This window comes from Micromonospora arida (assembly GCF_042873195.1).
In the GTDB taxonomy this organism is placed as follows: Bacteria; Actinomycetota; Actinomycetes; order Mycobacteriales; family Micromonosporaceae; genus Micromonospora; species Micromonospora arida.
On the sequence record NZ_JBIALC010000006.1, the window covers coordinates 281,552 to 306,440 of the forward strand.

20 protein-coding genes are annotated in these 24,889 nt (G+C 72.5%); 10 read left to right on the forward strand and 10 right to left on the reverse strand.

Annotated elements, in window-relative coordinates; all coding sequences use genetic code 11:
• The first annotated feature begins 114 nt into the window (after positions 1–114).
• Genes ACFYP0_RS20150 through nagA form a run of 3 tightly spaced genes read left to right on the forward strand, consistent with a single transcriptional unit; the run spans position 115 to position 3,112 of the window.
• Complete coding sequence (locus ACFYP0_RS20150) at positions 115–1,044, forward strand: SIS domain-containing protein (RefSeq protein WP_386997107.1); 930 nt, start codon at positions 115–117, stop codon at positions 1,042–1,044.
• The gene (locus tag ACFYP0_RS20155) at positions 1,041–2,006 is read left to right on the forward strand and encodes an ROK family protein (RefSeq protein WP_355497463.1); all 966 of its coding nucleotides are present in this window, start codon (positions 1,041–1,043) and stop codon (positions 2,004–2,006) included. The genes ACFYP0_RS20150 and ACFYP0_RS20155 overlap by 4 nt, the downstream gene beginning before the upstream one ends.
• Complete coding sequence (nagA, locus tag ACFYP0_RS20160; RefSeq protein ID WP_355497466.1) at positions 2,003–3,112, forward strand: N-acetylglucosamine-6-phosphate deacetylase; 1,110 nt, start codon at positions 2,003–2,005, stop codon at positions 3,110–3,112. The genes ACFYP0_RS20155 and nagA overlap by 4 nt, the downstream gene beginning before the upstream one ends.
• Before the next feature lie 338 nt (positions 3,113–3,450).
• Here the strand turns inward: nagA and ACFYP0_RS20165 are convergent, their stop codons facing one another.
• Positions 3,451–4,674: a DUF4032 domain-containing protein gene (locus ACFYP0_RS20165; RefSeq protein ID WP_208740817.1), complete on the reverse strand. Its 1,224-nt coding sequence runs from the start codon at positions 4,672–4,674 to the stop codon at positions 3,451–3,453.
• A 119-nt stretch (positions 4,675–4,793) separates the two neighbouring features.
• Between ACFYP0_RS20165 and ACFYP0_RS20170 the strand changes: the two genes are divergently transcribed.
• Together ACFYP0_RS20170 and ACFYP0_RS20175 are read left to right on the forward strand one after the other, a co-directional pair.
• Complete coding sequence (locus ACFYP0_RS20170) at positions 4,794–5,531, forward strand: phosphatase PAP2 family protein (protein ID WP_208740819.1); 738 nt, start codon at positions 4,794–4,796, stop codon at positions 5,529–5,531.
• A gap of 11 nt (positions 5,532–5,542) precedes the next feature.
• A complete protein-coding gene (locus ACFYP0_RS20175; RefSeq protein ID WP_386997110.1) occupies positions 5,543–6,778 on the forward strand; it encodes an APC family permease in 1,236 nt (411 codons plus the stop codon).
• A 19-nt stretch (positions 6,779–6,797) separates the two neighbouring features.
• On the opposite strand, the gene ACFYP0_RS20180 is transcribed toward ACFYP0_RS20175, so the two are convergent.
• From ACFYP0_RS20180 to ACFYP0_RS20195, 4 genes are read right to left on the reverse strand one after another with little or no spacing between them, the layout of a single operon-like run.
• On the reverse strand, positions 6,798–7,583 hold the full coding sequence (locus tag ACFYP0_RS20180) for an ABC transporter permease (RefSeq protein WP_091403035.1): 786 nt from the start codon (positions 7,581–7,583) through the stop codon (positions 6,798–6,800).
• Positions 7,580–8,569, reverse strand: coding sequence for an ATP-binding cassette domain-containing protein (locus tag ACFYP0_RS20185; RefSeq protein ID WP_355497478.1), 990 nt, complete (start codon positions 8,567–8,569; stop codon positions 7,580–7,582). Before ACFYP0_RS20185 ends, ACFYP0_RS20180 begins: the two co-directional genes overlap by 4 nt.
• Positions 8,570–8,599: 30 nt before the next feature.
• Complete coding sequence (locus ACFYP0_RS20190; protein ID WP_386997113.1) at positions 8,600–11,443, reverse strand: BTAD domain-containing putative transcriptional regulator; 2,844 nt, start codon at positions 11,441–11,443, stop codon at positions 8,600–8,602.
• A 50-nt stretch (positions 11,444–11,493) separates the two neighbouring features.
• Positions 11,494–13,476 carry a potassium channel family protein gene (locus tag ACFYP0_RS20195; RefSeq protein WP_356978134.1) on the reverse strand — a complete coding sequence of 661 codons (1,983 nt, stop codon included), beginning with the start codon at positions 13,474–13,476 and terminating at the stop codon, positions 11,494–11,496.
• Positions 13,477–13,571: 95 nt separating this feature from the next.
• Here ACFYP0_RS20195 and ACFYP0_RS20200 point away from each other — a divergent pair, with 95 nt between their 5' ends.
• The 4 genes from ACFYP0_RS20200 to ACFYP0_RS20215 all read left to right on the forward strand — a co-directional run bounded on the left by ACFYP0_RS20200 (position 13,572) and on the right by ACFYP0_RS20215 (position 17,605).
• A complete protein-coding gene (locus ACFYP0_RS20200) occupies positions 13,572–14,060 on the forward strand; it encodes an MSMEG_6728 family protein (RefSeq protein ID WP_355578533.1) in 489 nt (162 codons plus the stop codon).
• Between the two features lie 24 nt (positions 14,061–14,084).
• The gene (locus tag ACFYP0_RS20205; RefSeq protein ID WP_356978132.1) at positions 14,085–15,638 is read left to right on the forward strand and encodes an FAD-dependent oxidoreductase; all 1,554 of its coding nucleotides are present in this window, start codon (positions 14,085–14,087) and stop codon (positions 15,636–15,638) included.
• 67 nt (positions 15,639–15,705) lie between these two features.
• Complete coding sequence (locus ACFYP0_RS20210; protein ID WP_356978130.1) at positions 15,706–16,914, forward strand: hypothetical protein; 1,209 nt, start codon at positions 15,706–15,708, stop codon at positions 16,912–16,914.
• A gap of 247 nt (positions 16,915–17,161) precedes the next feature.
• Positions 17,162–17,605 (forward strand): HNH endonuclease, encoded by a 444-nt coding sequence (locus tag ACFYP0_RS20215; RefSeq protein ID WP_355497495.1) that lies wholly within the window; start codon positions 17,162–17,164, stop codon positions 17,603–17,605.
• 72 nt (positions 17,606–17,677) lie between these two features.
• Here ACFYP0_RS20215 and ACFYP0_RS20220 read toward each other — a convergent pair whose 3' ends face one another.
• The 3 genes from ACFYP0_RS20220 to ACFYP0_RS20230 form a co-directional block, all read right to left on the reverse strand.
• Complete coding sequence (locus tag ACFYP0_RS20220) at positions 17,678–19,297, reverse strand: serine/threonine-protein kinase (protein ID WP_386997116.1); 1,620 nt, start codon at positions 19,295–19,297, stop codon at positions 17,678–17,680.
• 130 nt (positions 19,298–19,427) lie between these two features.
• Positions 19,428–20,195 carry an enoyl-CoA hydratase/isomerase family protein gene (locus ACFYP0_RS20225; RefSeq protein ID WP_355497500.1) on the reverse strand — a complete coding sequence of 256 codons (768 nt, stop codon included), beginning with the start codon at positions 20,193–20,195 and terminating at the stop codon, positions 19,428–19,430.
• A 222-nt stretch (positions 20,196–20,417) separates the two neighbouring features.
• Positions 20,418–22,805 carry a M4 family metallopeptidase gene (locus ACFYP0_RS20230; protein ID WP_386997118.1) on the reverse strand — a complete coding sequence of 796 codons (2,388 nt, stop codon included), beginning with the start codon at positions 22,803–22,805 and terminating at the stop codon, positions 20,418–20,420.
• Positions 22,806–22,972: 167 nt separating this feature from the next.
• Between ACFYP0_RS20230 and ACFYP0_RS20235 the strand changes: the two genes are divergently transcribed.
• Entirely contained in the window at positions 22,973–23,512 is a 540-nt protein-coding gene (locus ACFYP0_RS20235; protein WP_355497506.1) for a hypothetical protein, read from the forward strand.
• Here ACFYP0_RS20235 and ACFYP0_RS20240 read toward each other — a convergent pair.
• Positions 23,500–24,144: a histidine phosphatase family protein gene (locus tag ACFYP0_RS20240; protein ID WP_355497509.1), complete on the reverse strand. Its 645-nt coding sequence runs from the start codon at positions 24,142–24,144 to the stop codon at positions 23,500–23,502. The two genes, ACFYP0_RS20235 and ACFYP0_RS20240, sit on opposite strands and share 13 nt — an antisense overlap.
• Positions 24,145–24,212: 68 nt before the next feature.
• Positions 24,213–24,884 carry a DUF998 domain-containing protein gene (locus tag ACFYP0_RS20245; RefSeq protein ID WP_355497511.1) on the reverse strand — a complete coding sequence of 224 codons (672 nt, stop codon included), beginning with the start codon at positions 24,882–24,884 and terminating at the stop codon, positions 24,213–24,215.
• Positions 24,885–24,889: the final 5 nt, after the last annotated feature.

Here is a 24,889-nt window from a genome sequence, read left to right on the forward strand (position 1 = left end):
CTGCGCGATCGGCCGGCCAGTTGCCATGGTCACCCGCTTTCGCGCAGAATAACGCGCGAAATGCGGGTCTAACGAGCCGTATTGCGCACCGATCGGCCCTGCGAGGAGTTTCCCATGGCGTACGTGGACGCGGAGATCGCGAGCCAACCCGACTGCTGGCGGGAGGCGGCCAGGCTGGCCGAGGTCGTACGCGGTGACCTGCCGCGCCGCGGGGAGCGGGTCGCCGTCGTCGGTTGCGGCACGTCGTGGTTCATGGCGATGGCGTACGCGGCCCGCCGCGAGCAGGCCGGCCACGGTGAGACCGACGCGTTCCAGGCATCCGAGTTCCCCGCCGGCCGCCGCTACGACCGGCTGATCGCGATCACCCGTTCCGGCACCACCACCGAGGTGCTGGAACTGCTCGCCGCGCTGCGCGGACGGACACCCACCACAGTGATCGTCGGCGACCCCGCGTCCCCGGCGGTCGAGCTGGCCACCGCCACCGTCGCCCTGCCCTTCGCCGACGAACGGTCGGTGGTGCAGACCCGCTTCGCGACCACCGCGCTGGCCCTGCTCCGGGCCCAGCTCGGCGACCCGGTGACAGCGCTCGCCGCCGACGCCGAGGTGGCGGTGCGGTCCCCGCTGCCGATCGACCCGGCCACCATCGAGCAGGTCACCTTCCTCGGTCGGGGGTGGACGGTCGGGCTGGCCCAGGAGGCGGCGCTGAAGTGCCGCGAGGCGGCCACCTTCTGGGCCGAGGCGTACCCGGCGATGGACTACCGGCACGGTCCCATCTCGGTCGCCGCGCCGGGCCGGATGGTCTGGGCGTTCGGTGAGCTGCCCGACGGGCTGCCCGAGGATGTGGCGGCCACCGGCGCGGCCTTCGTGCACAGCCGCACGCACGGCTGGCGCACGGTCCTGGGCAGTTGGTCTGCCGGCCGTACCCCGGTCGACCCGATGGCCGACCTGATCCTGGCCCAGCGCTTCGCGGTCGCGCTGGCCACCAGCCGGGGCCTCGACCCGGACGCGCCCCGCCACCTGACCCGGTCCGTGGTGTTGGCGTGAGCGCTGCCGTGAGCGACGACCGCGTGGTCGTTGCGCTGGACGTCGGCGGCACCGGCATGAAATGCGCCCTGGTCCGACCGGACGGCGTCGTGGTGCGCACCGAACGGCACCCCACCGACGCCGCGCGGGGCCCGGACGCCGTGCTCGGCACCATCCTGGACGTGGCCGGTGGGCTGGCCGACAAGGCCCGCGCCGACGGGCTCACCCCGATCGCGGTCGGCATCGCCGTGCCCGGGGTGGTGGACGAGGCACGCGGCGTGGCGGTCTGGTCGGCGAACGTGGGCTTCCGGGACGTACCCCTGCGGGACCTGGCCGTGCAGCGGCTCGGCCTGCCGACGGCGCTCGGCCACGACGTGCGTGTCGGTGGTCTCGCCGAAGCCCGGCTCGGCGCCGGACGCGGCACCGGGCACGTGCTGTTCGTGGCCATCGGCACCGGCATCGCCGCCGCGCACGTCGTCGACGGCACGGCCGCGGTGGGGGCTCACGGCGCCGCCGGGGAGATCGGCCACATCCTGGTCCGGCCCGACGGTCCGCGCTGCGGCTGCGGCCGCCCCGGCTGCCTGGAGGCGGTCGCGTCGGCCTCCGCGATCGGCCGCCGCTACGCCGAACTCGCCGGCGACACCGCCGACGCGACGGTGACCGCGGCCGAGGTGGCCGACCGGGCCGCGGCCGGTGAACCACTCGCCGGCCAGGTCTGGCAGGAGGCGATCGAGGCGCTCGCCGATGGCCTCGCCAGCGGGCAGGCGCTGTTCGACGTGGCGACGGTAGTGCTCGGCGGCGGCCTGGCCCAGGCCGGGGACCGGCTGCTGACTCCGCTGCGGGCGGCGCTGCATGAACGGATGACCTTCCACCGGGAGCCGCAACTGGTCGCGGCAGCCCTCGGCGACGAGGCCGGTTGCCTCGGTGCCGCCCTGCTCGCCCTGGACGCCGTGGGTGTCCGTGACCATCAGGAGAAGCGATGACCGTACGGGTGAACGGCCGAGTGGTGACCCCGACCGGAGTCGTCCGACAGGGCTGCGTCGAGTGGGACGGTGATCGGATCACAGCCGTGGCCGAGTATCCGTCGGTGCGCGACGGGCACTGGATCGTGCCCGGCTTCGTCGACATGCACACGCACGGCGGTGGCGGGCACACCTTCACCACCGGCGACGCCGACGAGGCCCGCGCGGCGGCCGACTTCCACCTCGCCCACGGCACCACCACGCTGCTGGCCAGCCTGGTCAGCTCACCCTTTCCGCTGATGCGCACGGCCACCGAGGCGTTCGCCCCGTTGGTCGACGAGGGCGTGTTGGCGGGAATCCACTTCGAGGGGCCGTACCTGTCGGCCGCCCGCTGCGGCGCGCAGAACCCGGAGTACCTGCGTGACCCGTCGACCGACGAGCTGACCGAGCTGATCGAGCTGGGCCGGGGCGCGATCCGGATGGTCACCCTCGCCCCGGAGCGCGACGGCGCGCTGGAGGCGATCAAGCTGCTCACCGCGCAGCGGGTGGTCGCGGCGGTGGGCCACACCGACGCCACGTACGAGCAGACCCGCGCCGCGGTCGCTGCCGGCGCGAGTGTCGGCACCCACCTGTTCAACGGGATGCGGCCGGTGCACCACCGTGAGCCCGGGCCGGTGGTGGCCCTGCTCGACGCGCCCACCGTGATCTGCGAGCTGGTCGCCGACGGGGTGCACCTGCACGACGGAATGCTGACCTTCGTCACCGCGACCGCCGGCCCGGACCGAGCCGCGCTGATCACCGACGCGATGGCCGCCGCCGGAATGCCCGACGGCGAGTACGAGTTGGGCGGCCAGGCCGTCACCGTCGCCGACGGGGTGGCCCGACTCGCCCGCGACGGCGCGATCGCCGGCAGCACGCTGACCATGGACGCCGCACTGCGGCACGCCGTGAACGCCGGAATCCCGATCGCCGACGCCGCACGGATGGTGGCCACGACCCCGGCACGGGCCATCGGCCTGGGTGACCGGGTCGGGTCCCTCCAGGTGGGCCTCCGCGCCGACCTGGTGGTGCTCGACGACGACCTCAACGTGGTACGGGTGCTGCGCGCAGGCTCCTGGGTGGAGTGACGGGGGCGTCCGTCCCCATCGCCGCTCGCATCCGCCCGGGTCGTCTCGGCCGGGTCGTCTCGGCCGGCTCCGATGTTCACGCCGCATTGCCTTTGGAGCTGAGTCGTTTACGACATCAGCCTCTTGGCGAACGTCGGCCTCGTGCCGACGGGTTCGGCGACCGGACGTGGGTCGGCCGTGCGCCGATTCGTTTACGACATCAGCTCCAAAGGCACCTACCGCACACTCCCCACGGCACGACCGCACACTCCCCACGGCACGCTGCGACGATAAATCCGCCTCTGCGCAGCAAGGCGGCACTCCGGACGAATGACCGTCGGAGCAGGCGGAGGCCCAGCTCAGCCGGCGGCGGGGACCTCGACGCCGAGGACGGCCTGCTCGTCGGGGCGGTGCACCAGCACGTCCGACAGGTACGACTGGACGGCGTGGCGCATCCCGACGTCCCGGCCGGCCTTCTCGGAGAGCAGCCACTTGTGCTCGATGATCTGGGCGAACAGCTCCTGCGGCTCCAGCTTGCGTCGCAGGTTGGCGGGGACGGCCCGGACCACCGGCTCGAAGACCTCGGTGAGCCAGCGGTGCGCGGCCTGCTGCTCGTCGATCAGGTCGCTCTCCGCGCGGTAGGCGTCCAGGTCGTTGAGCAGCTTGCGGGCCTGGTTCTCCTCGGCGTCCAGCCCGGTCAGCCGCAGCAGCCGCCGGGTGTGGTAGCCGGCGTCGACGACCTTCGGCCGAACCAGGAACCGCCCGTCGTCGATTGACGACATGGCCACCTCGGCGACGTCGAAGCCCAGCTCGTTGAGGCGGCGGATCCGGCCTTCGATGTCGTGCCGCGCCTCCCGCTCGATCGCCTGCTCATAGGTGATCTCGTGCCAGAGCCGCTCGTAGCGCTGCACGACCTCCTCGCAGACCACCTCCGGGTCGATGGACTCGTGCAGCAGGCCGGCGGCCTGCAGGTCCAACGCCTCACCGAAGATGTTCACCCGGGCGATCTCCAGGTCCTCGCCGCGCTGGCCGTTGGAGAGCGAGTTGTGCAGGGCACCCGTCTCCGCGTCCACCAGGTAGGCGGCGAAGGCGCCCGCGTCCCGCCGGAACAGCGTGTTCGACAGCGAGCAGTCGCCCCAGAAGAAGCCGGTCAGGTGCATCCGCACGATCAGGGCGGCGAGCGCGTCGAGCAGCCGGCTCATCGTCTCCGGCCGGAGGGTGTGCGAGAAGAGCGCCCGGTACGGCAGCGAGAACTGCAGATGCCGGGTGATCAGCACCGATTCGAGCGGCTCCCCGTCCTCGGTCTGCCGGTCGGCGACGACCGCCACCGCCTCGACCGAGGGAAAGTCGATCCGTTCCAGGGCTCGGAGCAGGTCGTACTCCCGCTCGGCGATCCGCTCGCGGGTCTCCTTGAACGCGTACACGTAGTCGCCCAAGCGGACGAAACGGACGATGTGCCGGGAGATGCCCTGCGGCAGCGCCACCAGGTGTTGGGCAGGCCACTCCTCCAGCGGTGTCGACCAGGGCAGGTCGAGCAGCGCCGGGTCCACGAGGGCAGACGTGATCCGCACGGGCACAAGCATGACGCCTCGCCCTCCGCATCGCCTCACATCGTGGTTGGGCCCACAGCGCCGTACACCCCGGCATCGCGCCGGGCCGGTAGCGTGGTCGCGTGCTCAAACCCACAGCGGTACGACGTGACCTGCGGCTACGGCCCGTCCGCCCGGCCGGCTGGTGGTTCGACGCGCTCCTGCTGGTCGGTCTGGTCGGGTTGACGGTGGCGCTCGCCGCCGACCAGCTCTTCGGATTGGACCGGGCGGTCGCCGACTGGGCCGACGGGCACCGCCCAGCCGCCGCGTACTGGGTCGCCCGGGTGCTGAACTTCCTCGGCCAGGGCACTCCGCTGACGTTGATCGCCGCCGGGCTGGGCGTGCTGCTGGCCGTCCGGCTGCGGTCGGTGCGGCCGATCCTGCCTCCGGTAATCGCGTTCGTGCTGACCAACCTGACGATCGGCCCGCTCAAGATCTGGACCGCGCGGGCGGCACCGAGCGCCAGCGTCAAGGAGCCGTTCCTGACGCCCGAGCAGACCCTGCCGCTGTTCCACGACGACCTGCCGGTGCGGTTCGCCCAGTCCTACCCGTCGGGGCACGTCGCCAACGCGATCGTCTGGTACGGGGTCATCGCGATGCTGCTCGCCCCGCTGGCCCGCAGCTTCGGCCGCCAACTGCCGGCCCGACTCGTCACCGTGATCCGCGTCGTACCGCCGCTGGTCGTCCTCACCACCACCACCTACCTCGGCTGGCACTGGCTGACCGACTCGGTGGCCGGGCTGCTGCTGGGCCTGCTCCTGGACCGGCTGCTGCACCGGGCACCCTGGGACGGCGTTCCGCTCCCCGGCCGGCTACGCGGATGGGATCGACCGTTCACCTCGTACCCCTAGGGTTCTAGATCGTGAATCGACTGGCGCGGCGGCTGGGCGTACCCGATGCGGTTGTCATCGGGTTGGGCTCGATGCTGGGTGCGGGCGTCTTCGTGGTCTTCGGCCCGGCGGTGGCCGCGGCCGGCGGTGCCGGCCTGCTGCCCGCGCTGGCGCTGGCCGGCTTCGTCGCCTTCTGCAACGCGACCAGCTCGGCGCGGCTCGCGGCCCGTTACCCGGAGTCCGGCGGCACCTACGTCTACGGCCGGGAGCGGCTCGGGCCGTTCGCCGGGTTTCTGGCCGGTTGGGGCTTCGTGGTCGGCAAGACGGCGAGCTGTGCGGCGATGGCGTTGACCGTCGGGGCGTACCTCTGGCCGGGCCAGGCCCGGCTGGTCGCCGTCGGCGCGGTGCTCACGGTCACCGCGGTGAACCTGCGTGGCATCGGCAAGACCGCCACGGTGACCAGGGCTTTGGTCGCGCTGGTGCTCGTGGTGCTGGCGGTGGTCACGGTCGTCGGCCTGGTGGGTGGGCCGGTGCAGCTGGACCGGCTCGGCGAGCCCGGCGGTTCGGCGCGGGGCGTGCTCACCGCCGCCGGGTTGCTGTTCTTCGCCTTCGCCGGGTACGCCCGGATCGCCACCCTGGGCGAGGAGGTCCGCGACCCGCAGCGGACCATCCCGCGCGCGGTGCCGCTGGCACTCGGAGTGGTGCTCGTGATCTACCTGGTGCTGGCCGTGGTCGCCCTCGGCGTGCTCGGCGCCGACCGGCTGGCCGATTCCGCAGCGCCCCTGGCCGACGTGGTGACCGCCGCCGGGCTGCCCGGTCTGGCGTGGGTGGTCCGCGCCGGTGCCACCATCGCGGTCGTCGGGGTGCTGCTGTCCCTGGTCGCCGGGGTCGGTCGGACCACCCTCGCCATGGCCCGCCGCCGTGACCTGCCCGGCGCGCTGGCCGCCGTGCACCCGGTGCAGCAGGTGCCTCACCGCGCCGAACTGGCGGTCGCCGCCGTGGTGATCGTGGTGGTGCTGCTCGGCGACGTACGCGACGCGATCGGCTTCTCCAGCTGCACGGTGCTCGTCTACTACGCGATCACCAACGCGGCTGCGCTCACCCTCGGCCGGGACCCGGACCGGCGGTTGCCGGTCCGGGTGCTCGCCGGTCTGGGGCTCTTCGGTTGTCTGCTGCTGGCGGTCAACCTGCCGCTGGGCAGCGTTCTCGCCGGCTTCGGTGTGCTCGCCGTCGGTGCCGCCTTCTACGCGCTGCGGGCTCGTCGCTGACCCCGGCCGACGGCCGGAGTCAGCGGCTCAACCGCTGGTAGCGGCGCACGGCCAGCGGGGCGAACGTCGCGATCAGCAGCACCGGCCACAGCACCGCCAACAGCATCGCGTGCTCGGCCGGCCAGGAGTCGCCACCCAGGCCCGGGTTGCCGAACAGTTCGCGGATCGCCGCCACGGTGGCCGACAACGGGTTCCACTCCGAGATCGTCCCGATGACCGGAGGCATCAGCTCGGGCGACACGAAGACGTTGGAGATCGCGCTCAACGGGAACGCCGCCGGAAAGACGATCACACCGACCGTGTCCGGGTTACGGACCAGCAACGCCAGGTAGATCCCGACCCAGGTGATCGCGATTCGCAGCAGCAGGAGTAGCCCGACGGCGAGCAACGCCTTGCCGACACCCTGTCGCCACTGCCACCCGACGAGCAGGCCACACACCAGGAGGGTGGACATCTCCAGCAGGGCGCGCAGCAGGTCGGCGGCGCTGCGACCGGTCATCAGGGCGGACCGGGCCATCGGCATCGACCGGAACCGGTCGACCACACCCCGGCTGAGATCCAGCGCCACGCCGGTCGCGGTGGCACCCAGCCCGTACAGCATCGTCATCACGAAGACCCCCGGCAGCAGGAACTCGCGGTAGCTGCCACCGCCCGCTACCTGCATGCCGCTGCCGAAGACGTACCCGAAGACCAGCACGAACATGATTGGCAGCGAGAAGTAGAGGATCAGCTCCTCCGGCGCGCGGACCACATGGGTCATGTTCCGCCTGGTCATCGTCCAACCGTCAGCGATCACAGTGGTCATGCCACGTCCGCCTTTCGTCCCGCCGCCACGGGCTCGCGGCCCTCGTCCGGCCGGTGCCCGGTCAGGTGCAGAAACGCCTCGTCCAACGTCGCGCGCCGCAGGCCGATGTCCTCGACCGCGATCCCGGCGTCGTCCAGCGCGCGAACCACGTCGACCAGGCCGGCGACGCGATCGACCACCGGCACGCTGAGCCGTCGGACCTCCGGGTCGAGTTCGGCCTCCGCACCGCAGATCGGCGCGACGAGGCGGGCCGCCTGGCTCAGCTCGGCCGCGTCACGGACCACCACCTCGATCCGGTCGCCGCCGGTCATCGCCTTCAGCTGGTCCGGTGAGCCCTCGGCCACCACCCGACCGGCGTCGATCACCGAGATCCGGTCGGCGAGCTGATCGGCCTCCTCCAGGTACTGCGTGGTGAGCAGCACCGTGGTCCCGTCCGCGACGAGACCGCGGACCAGGTCCCACACCTGGTTGCGACTGCGCGGGTCCAGGCCGGTCGTCGGCTCGTCCAGAAAGAGCACGCGCGGCCTGCGGATCAGGCTGGCAGCGAGGTCCAGCCGGCGACGCATCCCACCCGAGTACTCACCGGCGGACCGACCCGCCGCCTCGTCGAGCCCGAACCGTTCCAGCAGCTCACCGGCGCGTCGGCGAGCCTCCCGTCGGCTGAGCCGGAACAACCGGCCGAACAGCTCCAGGTTCTGCCGGCCGCTGAGAATCTCGTCGACCGCGGCGTACTGCCCGGTCAGCCCGATCCGAGCGCGCACCTCGTCCGGCCGGCGCAGCACGTCGTACCCGGCCACGGTGGCCCTTCCCGTGTCGAAGCGCAGCAGCGTGGTGAGGATCCGTACGGCCGTCGTCTTGCCCGCGCCGTTCGGTCCCAGCAGTCCGTGGACCGTGCCGGGCGGCACGGTCAGGTCGAACGTGTCGAGCGCGCGGGTCGGGCCGTACCGCTTGCCCAGCCCCTCGGCGATCACCTCGAATGTCGTCATGCCCCCACGGTGCGGCCGGGCGCCGACCGGTCACGCACCGTCCGCTGACGGCGGCGCACCGGCCTTCTCCGCCTCGGTGATCTCCTTCAGGACGAGAATGATCTCGGCACGGGCGGCCTCGCCGACGTACCAGCCGGTGAGCCCGCCGGTCAGCGCCTCCTCGCAGAACCGCCTCGCGGCGGCCAGGTCCCCGCGCACCCGGGCCACCTGGGCGAGGCCGAGCCGGGCGCTGGCCACGAACTCGGGCGCGCCGCTGCGCTGCGCGAGGAACAACGCACCGGCGAAGTCGTCGTGCGCCCCCGCGAGGTCACTGGCGCGCAGCCTTGTCTCGCCCCGGGTACGCAGCATGTCGGCCTGGTCGACGGCCGACCCGAGCGCCTCGACCAGTCCCATGGCCTCGTCCATGTGGGCGCCCGCGGTCTCCGGATCGCCCTGCCAGGCGGCCAGTTCGCCGAGCGCACCGAGCGTGATCATGGTGCCCCACCGGTCCCCGGTGCCGCGGAAGCCGTCGAGCGCTGTGGCCAGCGCGGCCCTGGCCCGGTCCCGTTGGTCGCTCCACATCAGCGCCGAGCCGCTGCCCATCGCGCCCAGCGCGTTGATCCACGGGTCCGGGCCGACCAGCCGTCGCAGCTCCCCCATCAGCTCGTCGACATCCTCGGCACCGCCGGAGGGCGGTCCCGTCGAGATCCCCGACAGGTACAGCAGGAAGGGCTGTCGCGGCGGCCGGTCGAGGCTGCGGATCACGGACCGCTGCGTCCCGAGCGACGGCAGAGAGCCGGAGCCAGCGAGCGAGGCGTTGTAGACGCAGAGGGCGAACTCCTCGCCCAGCCCCGGTGGCGCCTCGGTGCCGAGCAGTTCGAGGACGTCCGCGGCGAGCCGCGCCCCTTCCCCGCGCATGCCACGCAGCCACCAGTAGAACGACAGGGCCGCGACCATTCCAGCCGCGTCGGACGCGTCACCGGCCGCCGTGGCCCGGCGTAACGCCGCGTGCAGGTTGTCCCGCTCCGCGTCGAGCCGTCGCAGCCAGTGCAGCTGCTCCGCACAGCGGAGGCGGTCGCTTGCGGTCCAGGCGAATTCCAGGAAGTACGCGGTGTGTGCGCGACGGAGCTGATCGGCCTCGCCGGCCTCGGCGAGACGCTCCGCACAGAAGGCCCGCACCGTTTCGAGCATCCGGTACCGGCCACCGGCCATCTCCACGAAGGACTTGTCGACCAGACCGGTGAGCGCGTCGACGAACTCGGCGGCGGGCAGGCCGCAGACCAGCTCGGCCGCCTCCAGCGTGGCCCCACCGGCGAAGACGGTCAGCCGTCGGGCCACTTGCCGTTCGGCGTTGTCGAGCAGATCCCAACTCCACTCGACCACGGCCCGCAGGGTGCGGTGTCGCGGCGACGCGGCCCGGTTGCCCGTCGACAACAGCCGGAACCGGTCGTCGAGACGGGCGGCCACCTCGGCGACGGGCAACGCCCGCAGCCGCGCGGCGGCCAACTCGATCGCCAGCGGCAGGCCATCCAGGCTGCGGCAGATCCGCAGCACCATCTCGACGTTGGCCGGCGTGACGGTGAAGTCGGGTGCGACGTCGGCGGCCCGCTGGGAGAAGAGGCCGACCGCCGCGTACTCGTCGGCGTCCAGCAAGGACGCGCCGAGCGGTGGCAGGCTGAGCCCGGACAGCGGGCACAGCGCCTCACCGGCCAACCCGAGCGGCTCCCGACTGGTGGCCAGGACGCGCAACGCCGGGCACGCGCTCAGCAACCGGGCCGCCAGCCGGGCCGCGTCGACGAGGACGTGCTCGCAGTTGTCGAGCACCAGCAGCAGTCGCCGCTCGGCGAGCGCCTCGACCAGCCGATCGGTGGTCTGCCAGCCCGACTCGGCCGGGGCGCGCAGGCCCGCGTCGCGCAGGCCGAGCGCGCTCAGCACCGCCTGCGGAACGTCCGAACCGTCGGCCAGCCCGGCCAGCTCGACGAAACGGACCTCCCCGTCGACCCGGCCAGCGGCCTCGATCGCCAGGCGCGTCTTGCCCGCGCCCCCGGGACCGGTGAGGGTGACCAGCCGCCGCTCTCCGAGCAGGTCGCCGACGCGCTTGAGCTCCTCCTCCCGGCCGACGAAGGTGGTGAGTTGACTCGGCAGCGCCGGTTCGGCCGACCCGCGTTCCGCGCCACGCAGCAGCGCCAGGTGGACCGCGGCCAACTCCGCCGACGGGTCGACGCCAAGCTGCTCGGCCAACGTGTGCCGGGCATCCTCGAACTCGGCCAGCGCCTCCGCCGGCCGACCCAGTGCCGCCAGGGCACGCATGAGCTGGCCCCGCGAGCGCTCCCGCAACGGATGCGCGACGACCAGCTCCCGCAGCTCCGCGATCAGCGTGCCGTGTGCGCCCAACGCCAGATCCGCCTCGACCCGATTTTCGATGGCGGCCAGCCGCAGTTCCTCCAGCCGGGCCGCCTGAGCGGACACACCGGTGGCATCGGCCAGCGCAGGGCCACGCCACAGCTCCAGCGCCTCGCGCAACAGCCCCGCCGCGCGGGGCCAGTCGCCGCCGCCAAGAGCGCGGCTCCCGGCCTCGGCGAGCCGCTCAAACCGGTACGCGTCGACGTCGTCAGGATCCACAGCCAGGCGATAACCGGCCGGGTGAAACTCGACCGGGTCGTGCTCGGCGGGCAGGGCCTGGCGCAGCCGCGACACCTGGGACTGGAGCGCGTTGGCGGCACCCTGGGGCGGATGCTCCCCGTACAGGCCGCCGATCAGCCGCTCAGCGGAGACCACCCGGCCCGCGTCGAGCAGGAGGAGCGCCAGCAGGGCGCGCAGCCGCGGACCGCCCACGGGGACCTCTCGCCCGTCGGCCAGCACGACCTGGGTCGGCCCCAGGATGCGGAAACGCATGCCATGGATTGTCGCCCACTGCCGGTCGGTTCTGGCCGCGCCGGGTGGCGTCAGCTCACCTCGCCGGTCCCGTCGTGCCGGCGGGTCAGCTCGAACTCGTCAGGTGGGCCGCCATTGGTCGTCGAAGAGGCGGCCTCGGTGGGATGAACGGGATGCGCCGCGCCGGGTGCGGACGCTGCGACCCCGGAGTCCGTCGGGCCGGGCACCGGAGGAGACGCCGCCGCCGGGGTCTTCAACCCGCCGGGGACCCCGCCCGGCCGAGGGACCGGGACCGGGTGGGCCGGCGGGGCGGACTGCCGCGTCAGCCAGTCCAACCCGCGCCGCCGGGCGACCACGGTCAGCCGGTCACCGGCGAAGATCACCTGCCGGGGATCCAGGTCCTTCCACCAGATGGTCTTGGCGCCGCCCGCCGGGGTGCGGGCGATCAGCCGGACCTGCCCGTCCCGGTTGACCACACCCAGTGGTCGGCCGTCCAGCTCGGAGCCGGCGGCGACCGGCACCTCGGCGACCGGCAACGCGTGCCGGTCGACCGGGATGGTGGTGATCACGGCGCGTTCGGTGAGCGCCCCGATGAAGGCCGGGGCGGCCAGGTAGGAGACCGAGCGGGACACGCCGAGCGCGAAGGTCTCCTCCACCCGTTCGGCGAAGTCACCGTCGAAGAACCGAAGCACCACGCGCAGGTCGGCGCGGAGATCACGGGCAGCGAGCGCCGCCTCCAGGTTGGCCACGTCGTCGGTGGACGCCACCACCAGCGCCTGGCAGTCGGCCACCGAGGCGGCGACCAGCGTCTCCGGCAACGCGGCGTCGCCGACGATCAGCGGCACCTCCAGTTGGCGGGCCAGGGCGGCACCGCGCGGTTCCGGATCCTTGTCGACCGCCACCACCTCGACGTCGTACTCGCGCAGCTGCGCCATCACCCGGGTGCCGACGTTGCCCAGGCCGATCACCACCACGTGCCCGACCCGCGCGGGTTGCAGGCGGCCGGTGTGCAGGGCCAGCCGGGCGTTGACGATGCCGTCCACCACGACGGCGGTGATCAGTGGGATCAGCGCCAACCCGGCCAGGTTGAGCACCACCTGCATGATCTGGGCGTCCGCCGCCTTGGTGGTGTCCGGGTCGGCGCCGCTGAGCGTGGTGACCAGCGTCAGGTACAGCGCCTCCAGCGGAGAGACGTCCTCGGCTCGGGAGATCAGCGCCCCCAGCACCGCGATCAGCGCGAGCACCGCCATCACCGCTATGCCGATCTTGCGGGTGGCGAAGCCACGTACCGCCCCCATCACCACCGCGACCGGACGACGCCGCCGACGTGCCCGGACCAACCGGCGGGCGGCGACCTCGGTGCCCGGTGGCTGACCGGTCGCCTCGGCGAGCACCAGGTCGGCGCCGGCCTGCTCGGCCGGCAGCAGCTCCACCCCCTGCGTCTCGCTGAGGTGCGCCAACGCACAGACCACGTCCTGCGGTCGGACGTCGGCCCGCCGCGCCACCCGCAGCGTCTTCTCCCGATGCTGGAAGGAACTCGGGTCGACCTCGTTGAGCGCGGCGGCCACGAAGGCCGGCGCGGCCATCTCGGCGTCGGAGAGCACCTCGACCGGGGCCTTGAGCAGTTTGCGTACGCCGTCGGCGAGGGTGCCGTTGAACATCCGCAGCACCTGGCGGACCCGCTGGTCGACAGCCTGGGCGCAGAGCGCGGCGTGCAGGTTGCCCACGTCGTCCTGGTGCAACAGGGCCAGCCCGGTCGCGCCGGCCAGACCGGCGGCCTCGAAGGTGGCCACGTCCAGCCGATCAGAGCGGACCACGCGGACGCCGCGCAGCCCGGCCACGTCCGGCCCGTTGCTGCGGTAACGCTCCGGCACCACGACGGTCACCCGGGCCCCACCCGTCGGCAGCTCGGATTCGAGCATCGCCCGAGCCACGTAGTAGGCGAGCGCGTCCTTGCCACAGATCACGTAGTGCGGGCGCGGATCACCGACGGACCGCAGCCGCCAGTTCCACTCGACCGCCCGTCGCGCCCGGTCCCGCCACGGCTCCGCCATGCCCGGATCGTAATCAGCACGGCCACGGTGGGCGACCCCGTCCGGATCATCCCGTGCCCAGGTATGTCCGTCCCGGCGACGGGTAGAGCAGCGACATGCAGACGTTCCTCCCGTACCCGGGCTTTCTGGCCAGCGCCCGCACGCTGGACCAGAAGCGGCTCGGCAAGCAGCGGGTGGAGGCCATCCAGGTGCTGCGCGGGCTCACCCGACCCGGGTACGGCTGGCGCAACCACCCGGCGGTGAAGATGTGGGCCGGGTACGAGGAGGCGCTCGTCCGCTACGGGCTGGACATGTGCGCGGTCTGGACCGAGCCGGGGCGGGCCGACACGTGCGCCACCACGATGACCGTCGACCTCGCCGCCGCCTGCGGGGCCGGCGTGATCCGGACGCAGGACGAGCTGGCCCGAGCCGGTGAGCTGCCACCGTGGCTGGGCCGCGACGACCTGCACCTGAGTCACCGCTCGTCGCTGCTGCGCAAGGATCCGACGCACTACCGCCCGCTGTTCGGCGAGGACGTGCCGGAGGATCTGGAGTACGTCTGGCCAGCCTCCGACCGTCCCCGCCGTTGCTTACCAGCCGACTGACGCAAGGTGGGGCAGACTAGGCCCATGGCGCTGTCGCAAGTGGTAGGTCGGCTGATCGGCGTACGGCAGCACCAGGTGGACCCGGGCGGCGGTGGCGCCGACCGGGTGCCGCGACCGACCACGGCGCTGGTGGTGGGTGGCGGCATCGCCGGGATGTCGGCGGCGGTGGTGCTGGCCGAGCGGGGTGTGGCGGTCACGGTGCTGGAGGCGGCACCCACCCTCGGTGGTCGACTGGGCGCCTGGCCGGAGGCGCTCGCCGACGGCAGCCAGCAGAACGAGCACGGCTTCCACGCGTTCTTCCGGCAGTACTACAACTGGCGGTCCATCCTCCGCCGGATCGACAGTGACCTGGGCTTCCTCAAGCCGATTCCGGGATACCCGATTCTCAGCGAGCAGTGGCCGACCGAGGAGTTCGGCAGGTTGCCACCCGCGCCGCCGGCGAACCTGCTGGCGCTGCTGCTGCGCAGCCCCAGCCTGCGCCTGGCCGACCTGCGACTGATGGACCGGGACGCGGCGCTGCCGCTGCTCAGCTACGACCCGGTACGCACCTACGCCGAGCTGGACGACACCACAGCCGACGAGTTGCTGGCGTCGCTGCGACTGCCGGACCGGGCGCGGGCGATGCTGTTCGAGGTCTTCTCGCACTCGTTCTTCAACCACGAGGCGGAGATGTCGGCCGCCGAGATGGTCGCCCAGTTCCACTTCTATCTGCTCGGCAACCCGGAGGGGCTGGCCTTCGACTGCCCGGATGAGGACTACGCCACGGCGATCTGGGAGCCGCTGACCCGGCACGTGGAGAAGCACGGCGGCCGGGTCCTCACCAACTGCGCCGCCACCGGGGTGCACCGCGACGGCGAGGGCTGGCGGGTGACGACCACCGACGGCGGCAGCCATCCGGCGGGTCACGTCGTGCTCGCCGTCGATCCGCCGGCGCTCGCCGCGCTGGTGGCGGCCTCCCCGGACCTGGCCGAGCAGGCACCCGAGCTGGCGAAACGGATGCCGGCCTTCGGCACCCCCGGCCCGCCGTACGCGGTGGCACGGTACTGGTGTGACGGGGACGTGGCCGCCGAGCGGGCGGTGTTCAACGGTGTGTCCCGCCAGCCCACTCTGGACTCGGTGACGCTCTACCACCGGCTGGAGAACGAGCCGCGACGCTGGGCGCAGCAGACCGGCGGGTCGGTCATCGAGCTGCACGCGTACGCCTGCGAGTCCGGCGTGCCGGCCGAGGAACTGGCCGAGCGGATGCGCCGCGAGCTGGTCGCGCTCTGGCCGGAGGCCGGCGACCTGCGGGTCCGCGAGCTGCGCGCCCGGGTGGAGGCGCAGGCGCCGGCGTTCACGCCGGGCAGCCACGCCTGGCGACCGGGGGTACGCACCGACGCGAACGGCCTCTACCTGGCCGGCGACGGCATCGCCACGGACTTCCCGAGCGCGTTGATGGAACGCTCGGCGGCGACCGGGATCATCGCCGCGAACCACATCCTGCGCGCGGAGGGCGGCGCGGCCGAGCCGGTGCGCTCGATCCGACCGCGTGGCCTGCTGGCCGGTCGCACCGGGCCAAATCGACAAAACACAACATAAGCCACCGTACGCTGCCGTACGCTCGAATGATCAACCGTCGATCGGCCGGGCGGGAGGGCAGCGGGAGATGTCACCACTGCACCGCGCCGGCGCAGAGAACGGTTCGTCGATCGACGAGATCGGCCGCGACGACGCGTACCCGCTGATCCGCGACGAGCGCGCCTGCATCGTCACCGCCCTCCGGCTGGGTTGGTGGATGGCGGACGCCTACCACCACGGGCAGCACGCGGAGCCCCGCGCCTTCGTCGAGGCCCGCCCGGCCGTACCGCCGGCCAAACTCTCCAACCTCACCGAGATGTCCGCCCACCGTCGAATGCGGATGTACCTCGACGGGGTGGACGTCGCCCTGGCCCAGATCGCCGACCTCACCCGGCACACCGGGCCGGTACCGGACACGTCGGCCGCCCGGGCCCTGCTCCCCGACCTGGGCCAGCCCGACCCCGCCGACCCGGTGCCGCTGCTGCTCGCCCTCGACGACCTCAACGTGGAGGTGCTGCGCTGGGCGATGGCCGCCAACCATCGGGTCGGGCTGGCCTACCGACTGGGCCGTTCAGTGGCCGACACCGTCCGAGCCGGCGACGTCACGCAGTTGCTGCGCCAGTTCGGCGGCCGGCAGGTCCAGATCAGCAGATGGCTGGACGAGTTGGCCAGCGTGCTGCCGCCGTACTCGGCCGCGGTGGTGCGCCGCTCGCTGGCCGCCTGGGCGAGCGCGGTCGACCGCGCCGGCCACGGGGACCCGGCCGAGCCGACGCCCGCCACCCTGAGTCGGGCGCTGCGCGGCCAGGGTGACCTCTGGCGCGACGTGCTCACCGGCGGCCTGCACCCGCGCGACCTCCTCGACGAGGAGGACTACGCGGTGATCGCCAGGAACCTGATCATCCGAGACCGGCGACTGGTGGCGCAGGCGGCCCGGGGCATCTTCTGGCCGGTGCTCGTACCCCTGCTGCTGGTGCTCTTCGCGGTCGTCGGGGTGAGTGCCGCCGCGGCCGCCGGCTCACCGACCACCCGGGCCACCGTCGCTCTGGTGGGCCTCGGCGCCGGGCTGGCCGCGATCTGGCGGTCGGTCTCCGGGCCCGCCCTCACCGTCGCCGGTGAGGTCAACCGGCCGCTGCTGGACAGCGAACTCACCGCACGGATGGCCCTGCGGCTGAACCGGCCGCTGACCGCCGCCCAGGTCTCGGCCAAAGCAGCTCCCCGCACCCGTCGCCAGCGGCGTCCCCACGAGGCCGGCCGATCGAAATACGTTGCTCCTGTCTCCCGGGTCGACCTACCGTGAGCGCGCAAGGTCAACCACCACCGCGGGAGCAGTTCATGACGACGTGGCACGTCAGCACCGTGCTGTCGACGCTGCCCGGTGACGGTTACCGAGCGGAAGGTCCCCGGGCGGGCCGGCCCGACTGACGCGTATCAGTACGCGCCGAGCCGCCCCGTCCGACAGCCGGACCGGGCGGCTTCTTGCTGTCCGTCCCTCATCGCCTCGTTCGTCGTCGCCTTGTTCGTCTTCAGCACGGAGGGAGATTCCGGTGGAAGCCGTCCTCGTCATCAACGCCGACCTCGGCCCGCTGCACCGGGTCACCGTTCAACACGCTGTCCGCATGCTCTGCCGTCGGGTGGCCGAGATCCACGAGGCCGAGCCGGACCGGGTGATCGGGGTCTTCCCGATGCCCCGGGTGGTGCGGCTGGTCCGCTTCGTGGTCACCCGGTGGAGGTTCAACTCCGGGCCGGCCTGGTCGCGCGCCGGTGTGCTGCGCCGCGACGACCGGTGCTGCGCGTACTGCGGCAGCCCGGCCTCCACCATCGACCACATCCTGCCCCGCTCGCGCGGCGGCCGGAACACCTGGCGAAACACCACCGCCGCCTGCTACGCCTGCAACCAGCGCAAGGGAGACCGGACGCCGGCGGAGGCGGGCATGCCGCTGCGTCGGGAGCCGGTGAACCCGGGCTGGGCGGCTCTGGGCGGGCGGTGACGGACCGGCCGGCGGGAACGGGGGGCCGCGTCCCGGGTACGTCCCGAGGCGCGGCACCCGCCGGCCCCCGAATCAGACGTCGCGTTCCTTGACCTTCGACTTCAACTGGCCCTTGGGGCAGTGCACCCGGATCTCGCTGCGGTGCTCCGCCGAGGTCAGCACGACCACGATGCGCTCCGCCGGCCCCGGGTCGTACGCCTCGGCCCGGAAATCAGGCGCGAGCACCACCGCGAGCACCTCGACCGTGTTCCCCACGCAGCGAGCGGTGACCGTCCCACCGCGCGCGTCCACCGGTACACCGGCGGCAGCGGTGGGAGTCGGCGCGACAGTGGTCGGAGTCGGACCTCCAGTGGTGGTGATCGGGTCGGGCGCCGCTGTCCCACCCGGACCGGTCGGGGGGCCGGTCCGGGTAGCGGCCGGGGCCTTCCTGGTCGGCGGTACGGCGGACGGTCTGGTGTCGACCGCGTCGGTCGGCTCCTCGGTGCGGGGCATCCCCACCGTGGTGGTGCCCGGGCCGGTACCGGTCGGCGCGGCACTCTCTCCGGGCCGACGATTGCCGAAGTCGCCGAGCGACCCGGCCAGCGCCACCGCGGCGATCACGGCCCCGCCGACCGTCAGAATGGCCCGCCCCAAACGCCACGGCCCGCGTCTCATCGGCCCCGCCGATTCGCCGGTCGGCCCGGCGCTAGTCGGTTCGGCGCTGCTCGGTTCGGCACTGCTCGGCCCGGCGCTGGTCGGCCCGGCACTGGTCGGCCCGGCACTGGTCGGCCCGGCACTGGTCGGCCCGGCACTGCTCGGCTTGGTGCTGGTCGGCTTGGTGCTGGTCGGCTTGGTGACGGCTGCCGCTGGTTCGGCGGCAACGGCAGCCGCCTCGGGCACGGCTGCGCTGGCGGCGGCGAGCAGGATGCGGGCAGCGTCGGCCGCCGACGGTCGGTCGGCGGGGTCGCCGGCCAGGCACCAGCGGTAGAGCCGGTGCACCTCGGGCGGTACGCCGTCGATCGGGGGCAATGGGTCCGGCTCGACGTGCGTGTGCGCGCGGAGCGCCCCGGTCCGCGCCTCGGCGGGCCACGGGGACCGGCCGGTGAGCACCCGGTACAGCAGCAGGCCGAGGGCGTACACGTCGCTGGCCGGCAGCACCTCGCCGGCCTGCAACCGCTCCGGCGCCAGGTACGCGGGCGTGCCCAGCAGTCGCCCCTCGAAGTCGACCTCCGGCGCGCCGGCGGCTGCCGCGATGCCGAAGTCGAGCACCTTCGCGCCGGTCGGCGTGAGCATCACGTTGCCCGGCTTGATGTCGCGGTGCACCAACCCCTGCTCATGCGCGGCGGTGAGGGCCGAGGCCACCTCGGCGCACACCCGCAGACCGGCGCGCGGCGGCAACGGTCCGACCACCAACCGGTGTTCGAGGGTGTGACCACCGAGCAACTCCATCACCACGAACGGGACCTCGGCATCGTCCACCGCCGACTCGCCGTAGTCGTAGACGCTTGTCACGTGCGGATGCGACAGCCGGGCCGCGGCCTTGGCCTCACCTCGGATCCGCTGTCGGGCGTTGGTGTCCGAGGCGACCATCACCTTCACCGCCACGTCCCGTTCGAGCACCTCGTCGTACGCCCGGTGCACCGCCGACATGCCGCCGCTGCCAAGGCGCTCCAGGAGCCGGTAGCGGCCCGCAAGCAACTGATCACGCTGCACGACTGACAGCCTGCCGTACCGGCTTGAGAATCGGGTACCCGGGATCGAAATATCGTGATGAGTGGGACCAGAATTCAACATCGGCCCGGGTGGCTCTGCTTGTCATGGCTTCCCGCGGCAACCGAGGCGCTCAGTCGTCGGTCGGTGGCCGCCAGGCGAAGCGGGGCTGCCGGCGTTCGGCGATCGCCGCCACCCCCTCGCGGGCCTCGCCGGTCGTCGTCACCTTCCGGTGCCACCAGGCGATCCGTGCGGGCTCGGCCCGCTCGTCGATGATCTCCTTCGCGGCGGCGATGCTCAGCGGCGACCGCTGGGCGACCGTCGCGGTCAACTCGTCCACCCGCGCGGCGAGCCGGTCGACCGGCAGCACCTCGTCGACCAGGCCGATCCGCAGGGCGCGCTCGGCGTCGATCAGCTCGGCGGTGAACAGCAGATGCTTGGCGGCGGACGGGCCGACCAGCCGGGCCAGCCGGCGCGTCGTCGGTGCCGGATAGACCAACCCGAGTCGAGCCGGCGGTACGCCGAAACGGGAGTCGTCTGCGGCGATCCGCAGGTCGCAGGCGACCGCCAGTTGAGCCCCACCGCCGACGCAGGCGCCCCGGATGGCCGCGATCGTCGGCTTGGCGAACCGGGCCAGCCGTTCCTCGGCGGCGACCGCGATGCTGGCGTCACCGGCGTCCAGCAACTCGGCCAGGTCACCGAGGTCGGCACCCGCGCAGAAGGCGTCGCCGGCGCCGGTGAGCACCAACGCCCGTACGTCGGGGTCGGGCTCCAGCCGGTCGAGCAGTTCGGGGAGCTGACGCCACATGGCCGCGGTCATCGCGTTGCGCCGGGCAGGGTTGTGGATCACCACGGTCGCGACCGGTCCGGTCACCTCGACGGTCAACTCCGCGTCCGACACGTCCGCTCCTTCCCCCGCACCCGTTCGACGACGCCGATCTGACGAGCCGACGTCGTGCACCAGTGCGGCGACACTAACGGCGCGGCGATTGGTCAGATCACGCGGACTGCCCGAAGCAATCTTGGACAGTTTCCGTCAGCGCTGAACGGAAACTGTCCAAGATTGCCGGCACCGCACCGACGAGCCCAGCGACCTGTGAGGGTCGCTGGGCTCGTGGTCAGATCAGGAGACGGTGAGCGCGGTGTCGTCGACCACGAAGGACGTCTGCAGCGAGGAGTCCTCGGTGCCGGTGAACTTCAGGCTGACGGTCTGGCCGGCGTACGCGGCCAGGGAGAAGGTCTTCTGGCTGTAGCCGGTGGCCTTGTTCAGGTTCGAGTAGGTCGCCAGGGTGGCCAGAACGGTTCCGCTCGAGTTGAGCACCTGCACGTTGAGCTTGTCGTAGGCGACGCTGCTGGTGGTCTCGGCGGAGTCGATGTGCAACCAGAAGCTGAGCGCGTACGACGAGCAGCCGGCGGGCAGGCTCACCGACTGGGCGAGCGTCTCGGTGCGGGTGCTGCCGTACCCGTTCAGCCATGCCTTGTACGACCCGGTGCGGGCGGCCTGGCTGCTGGAGCTGGTGATGACGCCGGAGCTTGCCGTCCAACCGGTCGCGCCCGATTCGAAGCCCGGGTTGGCCAGCTTCTGACCCGGAGCGGTGCAGCCGCCCCCGGTGCCGTTCACGGTCAGCTGGTAGGTCGCGCTGCGGGTGACCGCGCCCGCACCGTTGACGGTGATCGAGTACGTGCCGGCCGGGGTGCTGGCCGAGGTGCTGATGGTGAGGGTGGACGAGCCGCCCGAGGTCACCGAGGCGGGGCTGAACGCGGCGCTCGCCCCGCTGGGCAGGCCGGACGCCGAGAACGTCACCGTCTGCGCCGAGCCACTGGTGGTGGCGGTCGACACGGTGGTGGCGGCGGAGCTCCCCGGGTTGACCGAGCCCGCGGTCGGCGAGAGCGCGACCGAGAAGTCGTTGCCGGTCGAGCAGGCGGAGTCGCTGCCGGCCACGTTCACCGCGGTCCAGGCGGCCTGCACGGCCTTGTACTCGGTGGAGCAGCTTCCGTACAGGTCGGTGGCCGCCCGCAGGCTGTAGGCGCGGGAGGTGTTCGCCGGGTTGCTGGTGCTGACGTACGACGTGTTGGAGGTGAAGTAGACGTCCAGCGCCCGGTACCAGATCTTCTCGGCCTTGGTCCGGCCGATGCCGGTCACCGCGGGGGCGGAACCGCAGACCGGGGAGGTGCCGTACGAGGTGGCGCCGGTGCCCTCGGCGAGGTTGAAGAAGAAGTGGTTGGCCACGCCGGAGGAGTAGTGCACGTCCTTGTTCTTGGTGCTGGTGGACCAGCAACTGTCGGACGAGCCGTCCAGCGACGGGTTGTACATGTAGCGCAGCGGCGTGCCGTTGTTGTTGATGTTGATCTTCTCACCGACCTGGTAGTCGCCCGGGTCGCTCGGCGCGGCGGCGTAGAACTCCACCATGTTGCCGAAGATGTCGCTGGTGGCCTCGTTGAGGCCGCCGGATTCGCCGGAGTAGACCAGGCCGGCCAGCGCCTCGGTGACACCGTGGCTCATCTCGTGCCCAGCCACGTCCAGCGAGACGAGGGGGCGGGAGTTGCCGGAGCCGTCACCGTAGGTCATCTGGGCGCCGTCCCAGAAGGCGTTGACGTAGTTGTTGCCGTAGTGCACCCGGCTCGGCACGCCGCTGCCGTTGCCGAAGATGCCGTTACGGCCGTGCGTGTTCTTGAAGTAGTCGAACGTCTTGGCGGCGCCGAAGTGCGCGTCCACCGCGGCGGACTGCCGGTTGGAGGTGGCTCCGGTGCCCCAGGCGTTGTCGGCGTCGGTGAAGGTGGTGCAGCTCGACGTGCCGTTGTTCATGTCACAGGTGCGGCCGTTGCCGCGCAACGGGTCGATCATCTGGTACGTGCTGCCGGAGAGCGTCGTGTCGATGCTGACCGTGCCGGTGTAGATGCCCTGGCCGCTGCCGACCACCGACTCGATCTCGTCGTACGACCCGACGGTCGCGCCGGTGGTGGCGTCGGTGATCACGTGCAGCCGGGACGGGGTCTGCCCGTCGGGCTGCCACCCACTGACCACGGTCTCCCACGCCAGTCGACCCTGCCCGGAACTGGCGTCCACGAACAGTTCCGGCGTGCCCACCGCCTCGGCCTTACCGGCGAACCGGGCGCTGGCGGCCTTCTTCGCGGCCGCCGCGGTGGTCCTGGCCGAGGTGGCGAGGGTCAGCGGCGCGGCCAGACCGACCGAACTGCCGGCGTACGTGCCGTTCGGCGCGGTGTGGATGACGAAGTCACCGCCGTACACCCGCAGGCCCTGGTAGGTCCTGGTGTAGCGGGTGTGGGCCGCGCCGCTGGGGTCCACCTTGGTGCTGCGCACCTGGTAGGACTCGGCGCTCGAACCCTGGACGGCGCCGGGGTTCGCTCGTAGAACGGTTGCCGCTCGGGCCGCGGCGGAGGCGTCCGGCGCGGGGGAGGTGGGCGGGGCCGCATGCGCCGGGGTGACGACGCAGGTCAGCAGGCCGCTGGTGAGCAGCACTGCGCTGACGGCCGCAAGAGCTCTTTTCACGTGCGCTCCTGAGAGGAGAAGGATGTGACGGAGGTAGTCACGCATGTAGATATAGCTATGTGTTGAAGAAAAGAGAAGGCCTGAACCGATGTCAGACATCTACATTGACCGAACGGATGAGGGGCTTGACGAGGGAACCAATACCTGCCCCAGCACGTCCGACGGACATGAGACCCGCCTCGACAGCCGGCGTCACGATCGCGCTGCTGGTCGCCCTCCTGGCCGGCTGCACCAGCCCCGACCGCACCTCCACCGCCCCGAGTCAGCCCCCGGCCACCACCGCTCCCGGCCCGACCGGCACCCTGCTTCCGACCACCGCCCCCACCACCGGCGGCCCCGAGACCGGCGGCGCGGCCGCCCGGGTGACGTTGCGTAGCTCCGGCGGTTTCGCCGGCCGCGGGGACGTCGTGACGGTCGAGCCGGACGGTCAGTGGACCGCGGTGGACCGGGCCGGTAGCCGACGCAACGGCCGACTCACCCCGGCCGATCTCGGCAGCCTCAGCGGGTTGGCCGCCGACCCCCGGCTGGCCGCCGAGGCGCGGCAGCCGAGCAGTCCGACCAGTTGCGCGGACACGTTCCACTACCGGCTCACCGTGGGCGGCATCGAAACCGGGTACGTCGACTGTCCGGCCGACGCGCCCCCACCACCGGCCACCCAAGCGCTGGTCGAGCTGCTGCTACGGACTACCGGCACTCACGTCAGGTAGTCCGGGGGAAGGCCGGTGCCACGCAGCTCCGGCGGCAGGTGAGCCACGTCGTTGAGGGCGATCAGGTTAGGCGGGCCGGCCGCGCTGTACCGGATGACTGTCAGCCCCGCGTTGTGCGAGTTCAAACCCAGCCACCGCCACTCCGGCGCGTCGAGGGCGTGCCGCACCAGCCAGGCGATCAGGAAGCTGTGCGTCACGACCAACTCGCGGACCGGTTCGCCGCCGGCTGGCCCCTCGGCGACCGGGCCGGCGAAGCGCCGCACCGCGTCCGCCGTCACTCGCGGTCCGTCGACCCGCTCGGCCTCCGAGAACTGGGTCAGGAACTCGGCGTACGCGGGCGGCAGGCCAGCCGGATCCGTGTCGTGTGGGAGGTGGTCGCCGGCCAGCTCCGTCTCGTACACCGGAACGTCGGGCAGCGACTTGGCGACCAGCTCGGCGGTCTGCGCGGCCCGGCGCAGCGGCCCGTGGTGGACGGCGGCGAACCGGCGGGCCCCCAGGCGTTCGCCCAGCAGGGTGGCCTGCCGCCGGCCGCGCTCCGACAGGCCGGTGTCCGGTTCGCCGGCATCCGGCCCACTCGGCTCGGAGAGATCCTGCTCGGCGTGTCGGGTCAGGTACAGCAACCGGGTCACCATGACCCCTACCTCAACACACCGGGAGGTACGGGTTCGACCCCGCACCTCCCGGTCCTGCGGCCGTCGGCTCAGTCGGCCCGACCGGACGCCGCCCGCGCGAAGGTGACCGACACCCACAGCCAGCCGGCCGTCACCGCCAGGCCGAACGCCACCATCACGGCCGGTGCGGGCCGGGCGATCAGCGTCACCCAGGCTGCCGCGAAGAACAGCCCGGTCACCAGGCTGTACGCGGCTCGACCGCGCGCCCCTCGCCGTGCGGCCCGACGGGCGGCCACCACCGTCGCCACGATCAGCGACACGAAGGCGACCGCCGCCACCAGGAAGTGCAGGCCCCCGTGCCAACTGATCTCACCGGCGCCCCGAGGCGTACCGGCCGGGAACCCGTCGGCCGGGTCGGCGCTGAAGATCGCCGCCCCGACCAGGCCCAGGCCGTACAGCGCGAGCAGTCGGGGCAGCCAGACCGATCCGCCGCCTTCGCTGGTACGGCGGCGCAGCGCTTGGGCGGCCAGCACGCAGAGCACCCCGGTGACCAGGAACGTGACGATCTGGATCCAACCCAACTCGCCGGTGCTCAACACGCTGACCGGGTGGCGACGGAAGTCGAAGCCGTCCCGGGTCGCCGCCTGGACCATCGCCGAGCCGACGAAGATCGGGCCGGCGAGCACCCCGCCGAGCAACAACAGGCGGTCCCGACCGACGGCGGCCGGTCGTACCACGGGAAACGCCGCAGCCTGGCTCATCGCCC